This window comes from Sulfitobacter sp. D7 (genome assembly GCF_003611275.1).
Taxonomy (GTDB): Bacteria; Pseudomonadota; Alphaproteobacteria; order Rhodobacterales; family Rhodobacteraceae; genus Sulfitobacter; species Sulfitobacter profundi.
The window spans coordinates 1,472,465-1,485,324 of record NZ_CP020694.1; the positions used below are offsets into that span (position 1 = coordinate 1,472,465).

Genomic DNA, 12,860 nt, shown 5'->3' on the forward strand with positions numbered 1-12,860 from the left:
AGAGGGAAGCGGGCAGGGCGATCACCCCAAGTGGGCGGTCACGGTCGCGGTCACGTCATGGGCCACGCTGTCCATGTCGCGGCCCCCGTCGATCACTTGGAAACGGTCGCTGAATTCTTCGGCAAGGCTTAGAAAACCGGCCCGCATCTTGGCCTGAAGCTCGACGCCGAAATCCTCAAACCGCTCCTCCGCCGTCTGGCGTGACAAGGCGCGCTCCAGCCCATTGGCCGGGTCCATGTCGATCAACAGGGTCAGGTCAGGCTCTACGCCGATCATCAGCGCATGCAGATCGTCCACCATCTGCCGCAGATCACCGCGCGAGAGGCCCTGATACATCCGCGTGCTGTCAGCAAAACGGTCGCAGATGACGATCTTTCCTGCCTCCAGGGCGGGGCGAATGGTCCGCTCCAGATGGTCGCGGCGGGCGGCGGTAAAAAGCAGGATTTCGGTCTGAGCCGACCAGCGATCGGGATCGCCCTGCAAGACGAGCGCGCGGATTTCTTCGGCCCCCGGGCTGCCGCCCGGTTCGCGGGTCAGCACGACGTCATGGCCCTGCGCTGTCAGATGGTCTGCCAAAAGCCGCGCTTGGGTGGATTTGCCGGACCCGTCGATGCCTTCGAACGTCACGAAGAGGCCCGGCGCGCGGGCCTTCTCTACGCTGGTCACGAAGCTTCCGCTTCCACGTCAGGGGTCGCCTGCGGCCCCGCGTTAAGGCGGTTCATCAGATGCAGCGCGGCGGCGGTCATTTTAACCATGAACCCCCCCGGCGCGATGGAGGCGGAGGCCACCAGCGGCACGCGCATGGCGGGCAATTCGCCCCGGTCGACCACCAGTTCGCCCAATTCGTCGCCCTTGCTGATCGGCGCTTGGAACGGGCCAGTATAGATCACCTCGGCTTCGATCTCATCCCCGCCGGTGACGGGCACCAGCATCGACAGATCGTCCTTCAGCTCAAGCCCGACCGATTGGGTCGTGCCAAGGGCAACAGGCGCCTCGGCGATGCGGCTGCCCGCCGCGCCCAGATCGCGCTGCGTGAACTGACGGAAGGCCCAGTTGACCACCGATTCAGCCTCCTGCGCGCGGGCAGCGGCGCTGTCGAGGCCCGACAGCACAAAGATCACCCGGCGGTCGCCCTGTTTGGCCGAACCGACGAGACCATAGCCCGCTTCGCTGGTGTGGCCCGTTTTCAGACCGTCCGCGCCGATGCCGAGACCCAAAAGCGGGTTGCGGTTGGTCTTGTTCTGCGGCGCACGGCCATCAAAGGCAAACTCACGTTCGGCAAAGAGCGGGTAGAACTGCGGGTAGTCCGAGATGATCCGGTTGGCCAGCAACCCAAGGTCGCGCACCGACATCAGATGCCCCGCCTGCGGCCAGCCGTTGGAGTTGGCGAAAGTGGAATTGGTCATCCCCATCTGCTGCGCTCGCTGTGTCATCAGCCGGGCAAAGCCGTATTCCGTGCCATCGGGGCTCAGCGCCTCTGCGATCACGGCGGAGGCGTCGTTGCCCGAGAGCACGATGATGCCCCGGATCAGGTCTTCGACAGAGATGCGGTCGGTGGTGTCGAGAAACATGGTCGAGCCACCATAGGACATGGCATGTTCGGACACGGGCAGTTTTTCGACAAGGTCGAGCCCGCCGTTCTGCTTGCCGCGTTCCACGGCCTCAAAGGCCATGTAGAGCGTCATCAGCTTGGACATCGACGCTGGCGGCAACGGCTCATCCGCGTTTTTGGCCAACAGCACGGTGCCGGTGGTCTGGTCCAGCACATAGGCGGCAGTGGCGCGGGTATCGAAGGCGGCGGCAGGCTGGAGTGTCAGCACCAGCGCCACGGCGGCAGCAAAAAGGCGGATCATAGGAAGCATTTCCTCCGGTTTGTCAGTTCGACACGGCGTAGGCGTCGGTAAAGCCCTCGGCCTTGACCTTTTTAAGAAGGGCGTCGAGTTCGGATTGGCTGGTGGCGGGGCCGATGACCACGCGCCAGAAGGGTTTGTTGTTGATCGCGCTTTGTTTGACGGTGGGCACCATGCCCGCGCCGCGCATCTGTTTGGCAGTGCGGGTGGCATTGGCCTCAACGCTGAAGATGCCCAGTTGCACGAAGGGTTTGGACAGTTTGGCACCGCTCGCCGTTCGCGCCGGTTTCGGGGCCGCGGCGACTGGCGGTTTGGCCGCCGGGGTGGTGCTGGCTGTGGCGGTGGACGTTGAATTGGCCGCCGTGCTGGCCGCCGTACTGGCCGACGCGGTCGCGGCGGGCTCCAATGCCGTGGCCGTCACGGGGGCAGGGGCGGCAAGCGTGCCAGCGGCATCGCCGGTATTTTCCGCCTCAAAGCTCTCCTCAGAGGCGGCGCTTTCCTCGCGGCGCAGGGCGGTCACGTTCAGCGGGGCCGGGGCGCCCGCCAGAATGCCAAGTGCTGCGGCAGCGTCCGAGGAAATCTGCAATTTCGGGCCGGGCAGTTCCCGCTCACGGCGAAACAGCGCGCCGATCACGAATTTGCCGTTCGCCTCATTGCGCACGATCACGCGCTCAGGCTCGGTCACATCTGGATGCGCGACCCAGACCCCGCCAAGCGAAGGGCGTCCGTCCCACAGACCCTCATCCGTGGCCGAGAACACTTCAGGCGCTTCGACATCGCGCTCGACCAGTTTGGTTGAGGTGCTGCGCAGGGCGCTGGCACCCTCATTCGCGCCGAAGGGAAGTTTGAAATCGCCGCCTTCACAGCCAGCCAGCAAACCAAGCGCCAAAATGCCCACGCCCAAGCCCGCTGCGCGGCTTTTCTTGATGCGCAACGGTTGATTGTCCCTGCTCATGCCTTCGATGTCCTTGCCTGCTGTCGTCGCGCGCCGCGACCCATGTCCCGCGAGAATGTCGCGCCGTTGGATCGGCACGCCCTTCGCCCCCCTGAAAGGGGCTTTGGCGCAGAGTAACCCGACCGAGCGGCCCTTGAAAAGACCGCGCAGGGCAGATCGGCGAATTTCCCCAAGGGGCAGCGGGCGTCTGGCCGCGAAAATGTGCATTTGCCGAATCAATCTGGGCGCACTAGGAGGAGCGTGCTACGGAGGAGTGGCAGAGTGGTCGAATGCACCGGTCTTGAAAACCGGCGTGCGTGAGAGCGTACCGTGGGTTCGAATCCCACCTCCTCCGCCAATTGTTTCGATTGACGCAGATAGGCGGTCATTTGGACACAGTATTTCCACGGTTTGTCCATTGTAAGTACAACATCCACCCCCAAACAAGCCCACGAGATTTGTGGGATAAAATGTGGGGTGAGAATATGGATGGAAGTCTCATTGATACCGGCGGAATGGGCAAAAAGCGCGGTCCGCATTTAGAATCCAGGCTCACCGCAGCCTTCGTGCGCTCAGCGCCTCCGGGCAGGCACACAGATGGAGGGGGGTTATATCTTCAAGTCGATGCAACTGGCGCACGGCGATGGCTGCTGCGTCTGACCGTGCGAGGCCGACGCCGCGACTATGGTCTGGGTTCCGCGCGCATAATCTCGCTGGCAGATGCTCGTGCTAAAGCCCTTGAGCTACGACGTGTCGTGGCAGGTGGCGGAAACCCACGGTCCTATGCAAGGGCAGTCAAGGGTAAGGACATCACCTTCTCGGAAATGGCGCGACGGGTGCATGAAAGGAAGTTCAAGGATCGGAAGAACAACGGCAAGCACATTGCGCAATGGATTCGGACCTTGGAGACCTATGCATTCCCAACGATCGGAAGCGTTTCGGTTGATGACATCCACCAAGACGAAATCGAGCATATCCTTGACCCAATCTGGACCTCAAAGCCTGAGACTGCTCGGCGAGTGCTTCAGCGAATTTCTACCGTTTTTGATCATGCCTGCGGTGCGGGCTTCCGAACGAGAGGTAATCCAGCACAGGGCTTGGCAAGGCTTATGCGCGACCAGAGGGATAAGCCGAAGAACTTTGTAGCCCTGGACTATGCGAACATGCCGCATCTTTGGCGCATTCTATCCCGTTCGAGTTCTGTGGGCGCGTATGCGCTTCGCTTTACAATCTTAACCGCGCTCAGATCAGGAACGGTGCGTCTCGCCACGTGGGACCAGTTCGATGAATCTCTTGAGGAATGGACCATCCCGGGGGAGAACATGAAGGGCAGAGAAAAGTTCGTTGTTCCGCTATCCATGCCTGCCAAAGAGCTTCTTAAGGCTCTGCGTGAAACGCGATCCCCTGCCAATCACTTAGTGTTTCCATCTCCAAGCAACCCGAGCAAAATTATCTCAGAGAACACAATGAGGAAACTTCTCCAGTCGCATTATCCGACTGCTACTGTCCACGGTATGCGCGCCGCGTTTCGTACATGGGCAGCCGAGGTGGCAAATGCACGGGACGATGTAGCAGAAACTGCATTGGCGCACGTCGTCGGGAGTAAGACAGTTCGTGCCTATAATAGGACTGAACATCTCGACGAAAGGCACATGCTGATGGAACAGTGGGGTCTATGGGTCACGGGCGACCACATGCCTTTTAACGACATGAAGACGATCAATGGCGAAATCATGAAGCGGTGGGTGGGAGGCGAAAATCTCTGATCTCAGCGGCTTCGCAGTTTCGCTTGCTTGCTGGGTAATCTCGCCATGGTTGAAATGATGCTGGACAATACGAGCTACAGGTAGCACCTTATTCCTCGTGTGCGAGGGGGCAGAGATTCTGCCAGCTCGGAAACGGGCTAAACTTGGGAAGTGTGGCTTTGCTGGAGCTTCGGCTATCTTCTTCGGAGGAAATGATTACCAGATTGATGCCTCGCACACACATATAAGTTTTCGGTGCGGAGATTGGGTAAATGGGTTTTCACAAGACCGGAGAGGGGGTCGGAGCCGCTGCCTGGATTACTTCCAAAAGTCGCATGTACGCAGAAAAACGTCTGCGGTTATACGATTGGATGGCCCACCTACTCCTAAGCTGGCTGTCTCTTAGTGTTATTGCTTGGTCGGTTGCCAGATCTTCAGTCGAAAATGGTGCTTTGATTGACGTATATGCAGCGATCCTATCGGTATTCGTGTTCGCATTTTCGGTTATTGTCTTCGGCTTCAAGTTTGGTGAAGGTGCTGCTCAGCATAGAGAATGCTATTTAAGGCTCCAAAAGCTACTGGCTGCTGAAGTCCCTGAAGAAGATTTCGTTCAGCAGTATCACGAGATACTTGCTGGATACGGAAATCATAGCAGCTGGGATTTTGAATCTCTGGTGCTGAGTTCAACCCTTTTTAATAAAAGGAAAGGGCAGGAAAACGCTATTCAGGGGAGAGACGGTTCAGGCATTGTTTGGTCGTGGACAATGCTATTAAAGCATTTATTCTTCGGTTTTCTATTCTGGGGTGCTTGCGCTTTCGTATTCATGCTCGGCCTCTCGACTTTTATTTTGATTTATTGCCGGGTATCATGAAAGAAACTCCAGGACGAATTTTCGATGCATCTTTTAATGCGGTGCAACTAAAAGAACTATTTGATCTATACATTGAGGAACGGTCTGCCGTTGGGCGCGACGGTGTTTCGTCAAAGGTGTTTGCATCCCGGATTGACTCTGAGATGGATATCATTCTTCGAAAAGTGCGAAACTGTAGCTATGAGTTCTCTTCATACCGGGAAAAGTTGATATCAAAGGGACCGTCTAAGCCGCCGCGCCAAATATCAATACCAACCGTTCGTGATAAGTTGGTATTGAAGTTTTTGGCTGAGTTCCTCGCAAGAGTATACCCCGAACATGTTTCGCGCGTTCCTCATTCTACAATCAAACAGGTGCATTTAGCTTCAAAAAATAGGCCTGCCTCCGACAGTTATCTGCGCCTTGATATCGAGAGCTATTTTCCTTCAATAGATCACAAGATCCTCATGCGCATACTGCGTAGGAAGATAAGAAAAAAGGAAGTGCTGCATCTCATTGAGAATGCGATTAGTACGCCAACCGGCGTCAAAAAGATCGTTGGTCAGCGGAATGAAAAGGGTGTTCCGCAAGGGCTAAGCATATCGAATATTCTTTCGTCTATATATCTATCAGACTTTGATAATAAGATGAGTGAAGTTCCCGATATAAGTTATTTCAGATATGTAGACGATGTTTTGATTTTAGGGAACCCCGCTCAAGTGAGTGAGCTATCGTTATCTCTACCGAAGCTTCTGAAATCTAAGCGTAAGATCAAGTGTCATCCAGTCGGGCCCTCGGGTAAAAGCGTGATTGTTCCGCTCCCAAATGGCATCGATTACTTAGGGTACTATTTTCGACTGGATCGAATTGAAGTCCGACGCGCTTCATACAAGAAAATGTTCTCCAATATCATGAAAATTATTTCAGGAATGAAGTATGCGAAGAACAAGGGCCCGCTGATATGGAAGATGAACCTGAGGATCTCAGGCTGCCACTTTGCCAATAAAAATATCGGATGGCTGTTCTTCTTTTCCCAGACGAAAAACATAAAACAGCTATCGAGATTAGATGCATTTGTTAAGCAAAAGGCCGGTGAGGTGCTTGCCGCGGGTGACTTGGAAAGAATTAAGAGATTTGTAAAGACTTATCACGAAATAAGATACAATGCAGATAACAGTGCCTATTTTCCGAACTTCGACAATTTTGATTCTGAGCAAAAGAAACAACAGATTGGTGTTTTGATGCCAAGAAAATCCAGGGAAGAGCTGGACGCCCTGTCTCCCGAAGATTTGGAGGTTTTGTTTGTGAAGTGCATCAGTCGGGAGATAGCTGATCTTGAACGGGATATGATGGAAGCCTTCTCGTAGCTCATCTGGTTTGGCTTGCGAGGCTCCTCTTGCGAGGGCTACCCGGGGGCTCATACGTCAGCGGTTCATGGGCATTCACTTGCGTTAGCTGCCTGTTCGAAAGAGAGGAGTGGCGAACATCGCGGTTTGCGATCCGCGCCAGAAGTGTGTCTCGCAACATGATTAGCTCATAAAAAACGCGGCTGATGCCGCGCCTACCAGCGCCCCGCTGATGAGCCATAGGAGTGGTAGCTTTTTTTGCCTGTGTAGCGAAGGGGGGCTGCTGTGTTGGGCCTCGCTGTTGCGCTGCGCAGTCTCCAAGTTCCCGAGTCGGGTGTCTATCGCTGTCAGTGCGGACTTCAGAGCACCGTTTTTTGTCTGCTGTTCTCGCAGGAGGGAAAGTACCTCTGCCACTCCTCCTACAGTTCTCTCCGAAGATCTTGCGGCCGCTCTGGCTGCAAGTCGAGTACTCTGGATTTCCTTTTCCCAATCGATGGGCTCTCGCATTCTGTTCTTCCTTCTTAAGTAGGTTTATCTCACGAATGATTATATTCGCATCGTGACGGCTTTTCCCCGCGTCAATGTGCGTCCAAGCTGGCTTTATGATGTGTGCCTTTTCCTGGCTGTGCATTCGCCTCGCAACCGGGCCCTCATGTATTTCGGGGACGCGGTCGATACCTCTTTCAGCGTATGAGAGGTGACTGAGTTCGGATGAGGGGCCATACCCCCAGCTATGCATCATCCTGTTGTGAAGGGTGGCCCATTGCGCAGCTCGCTTTTCGACCGCGTTTTTCCTGGCCATGCCCAATACGCTTTTGGGGCGACCTCTCCCCCCTGATGACAAATGCAGATCGAAGGCGGCCAAATGGAAATGGGGATTCTGGCGATCGTTTCCAGTCTTATCGTGGATAGCGAGGACATATCCTGCTTGGCCATTGGTGAGCAATTCCGCAAACTCTCGGGCGAGAAGTACCCGCTGCTCCGTCGTCGCTTCCAGAGGCAACGCGATAATGAACCGCTCACATGCACGCCCTTTGCGCTTCTCTGCTGCTCTTTCGGATAACCTGGCTTGTTTGCTATCGGTCGCACCTTCGAGACGCTGCCGGATGACAACTCGTGCGGCACTTTCTCTGGTTATATATCTCAAATGCGCCGCAGTTTGCCCATGAGCTGCGGTGCGGTTCGCGTTTCTGCATTTCGGCGAAAAAGTCTTAACAGAGTGCCTTAGAGAAAAAAGTGCCATGTGCGTGCCGTTTGGGTTTGTGGGATAAAATGACTATTTTATCCGTTGTGCGCCTTACAAATTTGGACATAGGGAACTTTATCATGAATGAAAAAATGGAGCAGTCGTTGGAAGGAGTGCTAATAAACTCTCTTCGGCATTGCGCGCGCTTTCGATTATCTCAACACGACTTTTCGCGCGTATCGAAAGCGGTCCGGCTTGGATTGGCATCAGGAATGTTGGACTGGCTCGAAGAAGAAATCGCCGCGTCAGAGCGTTTAGTAAGCGGAGGGGCAGGTTCGCGCCCCTCCGGTTCGAATGAGGATATGGCAGGGGGTGGCCGCAATATTATTCGATCACAACCCCAGGCTCGCTAACAGCGGGTGGACTGGACCTGTACCCGCCGTCGACTTCCTCGATCCGCCCGTCTGCTACAAGGCCTTCCAGCGCGCGCTTTACTGCTTTTCGAAGACTATCGGGATTGTCCCGCACTTCGCTGAATGCGGCGCCACAGCCGGCACCGACAGCAGTCGCTTGGACTACGGTCGCCGGGTTTTGAGCGGCAAACTCCTTCATGAGCCGCAGAACGTCCTCCTTGCGTGCATCTGCTTTGCTAAGCGGTTTCTTGTTTTTGTTCGCCGGGCACGCAATTTTGGCAACCGCGCGAGGTTCCATGGGCCTTGCGACGGGCACTGAAACCGCTTCACCGTCATCATCGAAACCTATGCGGTGACTGGTAACTTCAAAGGGCACCGCACCGATCTCCTGAGCGTTCTTCTGCTTTTTGGCGGTCAGGAACACGACCTTCTTTGTTTCGCTTTCTGGGGCTTTGTTCAGCATGCAGAGGAGGTCAAGGTTGCCTTCGAGCGCCGAGGAGCCCCGTGGGCGGTCGGAGTTGCCGCTACCGACGTGGTGCACAAATAATACGGATGCATCGGCGGCGTGAGCAATCCTGCCTGCGTTTCCTACCACTGCTCCCATTGAGGATGAGGAGTTTTCGTCCGCATCTCCGATACAACGGTTCAGTGTATCGAAGACGATCAGCACCCGATCTGAATGATGCTCGGCTTTCTTGGCTTCACAGAACGCCGTAATCTTGGCCACGCAAGAAGGATCGGTCAGGTCTGGAGCGCCGTGCACCACATAGAATGGCGCAGTCGCAAAAGAGGGATTGCTTGCGTAGGGGAAGGCTCGGCACAAAACACCGTGCGGGTCTTCGGCGGCATAGTATATCACGACAGCGTTTTTGACCGAGAGGCCGCCGAAGTTCCGACCCTGGGACACGTGAGCGGCCAACGCGGCGACGATGGTCGTTTTGCCCAAGCCGGGCGCGCCAGCGATCATGCCGACTTCACCAGGCCATAATAGGTTTTTGACAATATAGCGCCGATTAAGTTCCGGCCGGAAATCGGCCGCCCTGGTGCAGAGTGGTTGGGGCAGTGCAGTTGTAGTTCTATATCCCATGGATGTGTGCCTTCTGGGTTTGGGGGGCGGCATCATCGCTACCCCTTCTCAGAGAACATTGTTCCGATTGGGCCCGGACAAAAATTAAAACGAAAAAAAAGAGTTATCCCGGACGGACGGACAGGCCCCAAGCCCCTTGGGGGGTCTTGGGGCCTGTCCGTCCGTCCTTGGCAATCCGCCAATGACTTGGCCAGTCGTCCAGACGCCAAATACTGTGGGCGTATTTGTGGGGTGAGCTGTTGATCATGTCCGAAAAGTATTGATATAATAACAGGATGGGCTGGATGTTGATCGGACACCTCCTCCGCCAGCATACCCCAGATCGCAGCCCCTTACAGATAAAACCGCCGTGCCGCCCCGCGGGCCAGTGCTTCGACCGCGGTCCAAAGCAGCAAAGACAGCGCCGCCAGCACGATCAACGCCGCGAACATCAGAGCGGTTTGGCCGCGGCCATTGGCCATCAGCATCAGATGCCCCAAGCCGCGGGAGGATCCGACCCATTCGCCGATCAGCACGGCGAGGGGGCCGTAGACCACCGCGAGGCGCAGGCCCGAGATCAGGCCGGGCACCGCATGGGGCAGGCGCAGCAGCAGCGTTTCGCGCCAACGGTTGGCGCCGGAGAGACGCGATAGATCGCTCAGGCCCGCAGGCAGCGCCATCAGCCGGTCGAAGAGAGCAGAGGCGATGGGGAAATAGGTGACAAGCGCGATGGTGACGATTTTGGACGGCATGCCGTAACCAAGCCAGAGGGTGATGACCGGGGCGAGCGCGAAGACAGGCACGGCTTGTGCCACCACCAGCATCGGGCGCAGCAACCAGCGCGCGCGGCGCGAAAGGGTCAGCAGCAGCGCCGTCTCAATGCCCAAAAAAATCCCCACGCCCAACCCAAGTGCCAGATTGCCCGCCGACCACAGCGCATTCTGCCACAGCAGCGCGGCATTCACGCCCAGCGCCTGCACGACAAGCCATGGCCCCGGCAGGATGAAACGCGGCACCCCGCTGAGGGTGACCACAAGCTGCCAAATCGCCAGAGCAAGCGCAAAGCATACCGCGCCGCGCCATAGTCTATGCCCCACATGCGCCATCAAGCGACCTGCGCGGGTGCGGCCAGCCCCATCCGGCGGAGGAGATCGGCTTGGGCTGCGAGGGTCTTAGGCGCGTCGATCTCGCGCGGTGGACGCGCTTCGGGCAGGCTGCAGGGGGTGATCCCTTGGCGGCTCACGACCCACGCATGATCGGCCAGCCGTAGGGCTTCGGCAGGGTCATGGGTAATCAGCACGACAGTCCGCCCGCAAAGCAGCCGCGCCGCCAAGTCTTGCATTTTAAGGCGGGTCACCACGTCGAGGGCAGAGAAGGGTTCATCCAGCAGGACAACGGGGCGATCTTCGTAGAGGGTACGCGCAAGGGCGACGCGCTGGCGCTGACCGGCGGAAAGCTCGGCGGGTTTGCAGCCCCCTTCGGCGGCGAGGCCCACTTCGGCCAAAAGCGCAGTGGCGCGGTCAGGAACCGCGCGCTCTCCACGCAGGCGGGCGGGGATGGTGACATTTTCCATGGCGCTCGCCCATGGCAGCAACTGATCATCCTGCGCCATCATCGCGACGCGGGGCGCGAGGGGCCGATCGTCATCGGCTGCGATGCGCCCGTTTAGACGGGCGGCAGAGGGCAGGCCCGCCAGAAGTCGCAATAGCGACGTTTTTCCAACACCGGACGGGCCGAGCAGCACGTTCCATTGCCCCGCCCTGAGGGTGACATCGAACCTGTCGATCAAGGGGGCAGCGGCCCCCTGCAGCGCGCCTGACAGATGAATTGCAGGCGCTGTCATGGTGCGGCGGGCGCAAGCGCCATGCCCCAGAAACCAACCTCAAGCCGGGTCGCGGTATTGAAACGCTCTTGCAGGGTTTTGGCGCGCGGCAGTGTTTTCCATTCCGCGCTCAGACGCCGCCGCAATGCGCCGTCGATCAAAGCACCAACATCCCGGCAAAGCGCTTGGTAATCTTCGCCGCCATAGACGGCGCACCAATCGGCATAGGGGCCATCATTGCCCCGAAGGCTCAGCCCAATCTCACCATAGCCCAACACACAGGGCGCAAGTGCGGCCATCAGATCAAGGAAATCACCGGAATAGCCCGCCTCTAAAACATAGCGTGTATAGGCGAGGTTGCCCGGTGCCTCTGCCGTGGCCTCAAGCGTGGCGCGGTCGATGCCTTGGCGGGCACAGGTTTCCACATGCAGTGGCATCTCTACATGAACAAGCGCATGAACCGTGGCACTGGCTGCGGCCATCTCATCCAGCGTTTCCGCCTTGGCTGCGGCCAGCGCCCATGCGCGGGCGAAATGGATCAGAAAGACATAGTCCTGCCGTAGATAGTGCAGATAGCTGGCCTGTGGCAGCGTCCCCGCGCGCAACTCTTCGACAAAGGCATGGCGGGTGTAGTCCCGCCACGCCTCTCCGGCGCCGCTGCGCCATGCGGCAAAGGCATCGCCGTAGTCGGGTGCCGTCATGGCTTGGCCTGCGCGGTGACATCGACCACCAGATCAGCGGCGGGGATCACGGTCTCGACCACACCGCTTTCCTGCATGAAAGCCTCGAACCGGTCGTAGCGCCCATGATCCACGGCGGCGGGGCGGGTGGCGAAACGCGGCCATGTGTCTTCCCAGGCGCGGGTGTTCAGCTCGTTGCGCAACTCGGCATCGGAGGCAAAAAAGGTCTCACCGCTGGCAGCCGGATCGTTGACGATATCGGCCGCGGCACGTTCAGTGGCATGCAGGAAGCGCGCGATCATCTCGCGGTCCATATCCTCGGCATGGGCGACATAGATCAGCTCGTCATAGGCGGGCACGCCTTCGGCCTCGGGATAAAAGCAACGGCCCTCATGGCCTTCGATCTGCATCTGGTTCAGCTCGAAATTGCGGAACGCGCCGATCACGCCGTCGACCTGACCCGACATGAGCGCGGGCGAGATCGACCAGCCGATATTGATCTGCTCAACCTCAGAGGGGGCCACGCCATGGTGGCTCAGCATCGCGTCCAACAGCATCTCTTGCACGCCTGCCACGGCGAAACCCACTTTCCGGCCCTTGAGGTCGGCCATCTCTTTGACCGGCCCGTCGGCGCGCACCACGAGGCAGGTCAGCGGGGTCTCGACCAAGGTGCCCACGCGGCGCAGGTCCAACCCCTCGCGCTGGGCGAGATGCAGTTCCGGCTGGTAGGAGACCGCCAGATCGACCCGGCCTGCCGCCACCATGCGCGGCGGATCGTTCGGGTCAGCGGGAGAGATCAGTTCAACCTCCAGCCCCGCTTCGGTGAAATAGCCCTTTTCCTCGGCCAGAATGATCGGCCCGTGGTCGGGGTTGATGAACCAATCCAGCATAACTGTCATCTTGTCTTGGGCCAAGGCCGGGGCGGCGATCAATGTCAGGGCGAGGGGAGTAAGGATGTGTTTCACGA

General features: G+C 57.9%; 12 protein-coding genes and 1 tRNA gene. 4 read left to right on the forward strand and 9 right to left on the reverse strand.

Going from position 1 to position 12,860, the window contains the following annotated elements:
* Positions 1-21: 21 nt before the first annotated feature.
* The 3 genes from tmk to B5M07_RS07150 are packed head-to-tail and all read right to left on the reverse strand — an operon-like array spanning position 22 to position 2,805.
* Positions 22-666: a dTMP kinase gene (tmk, locus tag B5M07_RS07140; protein WP_120350788.1), complete on the reverse strand. Its 645-nt coding sequence runs from the start codon at positions 664-666 to the stop codon at positions 22-24.
* Entirely contained in the window at positions 663-1,853 is a 1,191-nt protein-coding gene (locus B5M07_RS07145) for a D-alanyl-D-alanine carboxypeptidase family protein (protein ID WP_120350789.1), read from the reverse strand. Before B5M07_RS07145 ends, tmk begins: the two co-directional genes overlap by 4 nt.
* 22 nt (positions 1,854-1,875) lie before the next feature.
* The gene (locus tag B5M07_RS07150) at positions 1,876-2,805 is read right to left on the reverse strand and encodes an SPOR domain-containing protein (protein ID WP_254693975.1); all 930 of its coding nucleotides are present in this window, start codon (positions 2,803-2,805) and stop codon (positions 1,876-1,878) included.
* A gap of 247 nt (positions 2,806-3,052) precedes the next feature.
* Between B5M07_RS07150 and B5M07_RS07155 the strand changes: the two genes are divergently transcribed.
* The 4 genes from B5M07_RS07155 (at position 3,053) to B5M07_RS07170 (ending at position 6,747) form a co-directional block, all read left to right on the forward strand.
* Positions 3,053-3,142 (forward strand) — tRNA-Ser (locus tag B5M07_RS07155).
* A 100-nt stretch (positions 3,143-3,242) separates the two neighbouring features.
* Positions 3,243-4,550 carry a tyrosine-type recombinase/integrase gene (locus tag B5M07_RS07160; protein ID WP_162931828.1) on the forward strand — a complete coding sequence of 436 codons (1,308 nt, stop codon included), beginning with the start codon at positions 3,243-3,245 and terminating at the stop codon, positions 4,548-4,550.
* A 251-nt stretch (positions 4,551-4,801) separates the two neighbouring features.
* Entirely contained in the window at positions 4,802-5,401 is a 600-nt protein-coding gene (locus B5M07_RS07165; protein ID WP_120350791.1) for an SLATT domain-containing protein, read from the forward strand.
* Positions 5,398-6,747 (forward strand): reverse transcriptase/maturase family protein, encoded by a 1,350-nt coding sequence (locus tag B5M07_RS07170; RefSeq protein ID WP_120350792.1) that lies wholly within the window; start codon positions 5,398-5,400, stop codon positions 6,745-6,747. Before B5M07_RS07165 ends, B5M07_RS07170 begins: the two co-directional genes overlap by 4 nt.
* 1 nt (position 6,748) lies before the next feature.
* Here the strand turns inward: B5M07_RS07170 and B5M07_RS19725 are convergent, their stop codons facing one another.
* The 6 genes from B5M07_RS19725 to B5M07_RS07200 form a co-directional block, all read right to left on the reverse strand.
* Positions 6,749-7,969 carry a MobA/MobL family protein gene (locus tag B5M07_RS19725; protein WP_120350793.1) on the reverse strand — a complete coding sequence of 407 codons (1,221 nt, stop codon included), beginning with the start codon at positions 7,967-7,969 and terminating at the stop codon, positions 6,749-6,751.
* A gap of 327 nt (positions 7,970-8,296) precedes the next feature.
* Entirely contained in the window at positions 8,297-9,448 is a 1,152-nt protein-coding gene (locus tag B5M07_RS07180; RefSeq protein WP_120350794.1) for an AAA family ATPase, read from the reverse strand.
* Between the two features lie 296 nt (positions 9,449-9,744).
* The gene (locus B5M07_RS07185; RefSeq protein WP_120350795.1) at positions 9,745-10,497 is read right to left on the reverse strand and encodes an ABC transporter permease; all 753 of its coding nucleotides are present in this window, start codon (positions 10,495-10,497) and stop codon (positions 9,745-9,747) included.
* Complete coding sequence (locus B5M07_RS07190) at positions 10,497-11,234, reverse strand: ABC transporter ATP-binding protein (RefSeq protein WP_120350796.1); 738 nt, start codon at positions 11,232-11,234, stop codon at positions 10,497-10,499. The genes B5M07_RS07185 and B5M07_RS07190 overlap by 1 nt, the downstream gene beginning before the upstream one ends.
* Positions 11,231-11,914, reverse strand: a complete 684-nt coding sequence (locus B5M07_RS07195; RefSeq protein ID WP_120350797.1) for a TenA family protein — start codon at positions 11,912-11,914, stop codon at positions 11,231-11,233. Before B5M07_RS07195 ends, B5M07_RS07190 begins: the two co-directional genes overlap by 4 nt.
* On the reverse strand, positions 11,911-12,858 hold the full coding sequence (locus B5M07_RS07200) for an ABC transporter substrate-binding protein (RefSeq protein WP_120352184.1): 948 nt from the start codon (positions 12,856-12,858) through the stop codon (positions 11,911-11,913). The genes B5M07_RS07195 and B5M07_RS07200 overlap by 4 nt, the downstream gene beginning before the upstream one ends.
* Positions 12,859-12,860 lie beyond the last annotated feature (2 nt).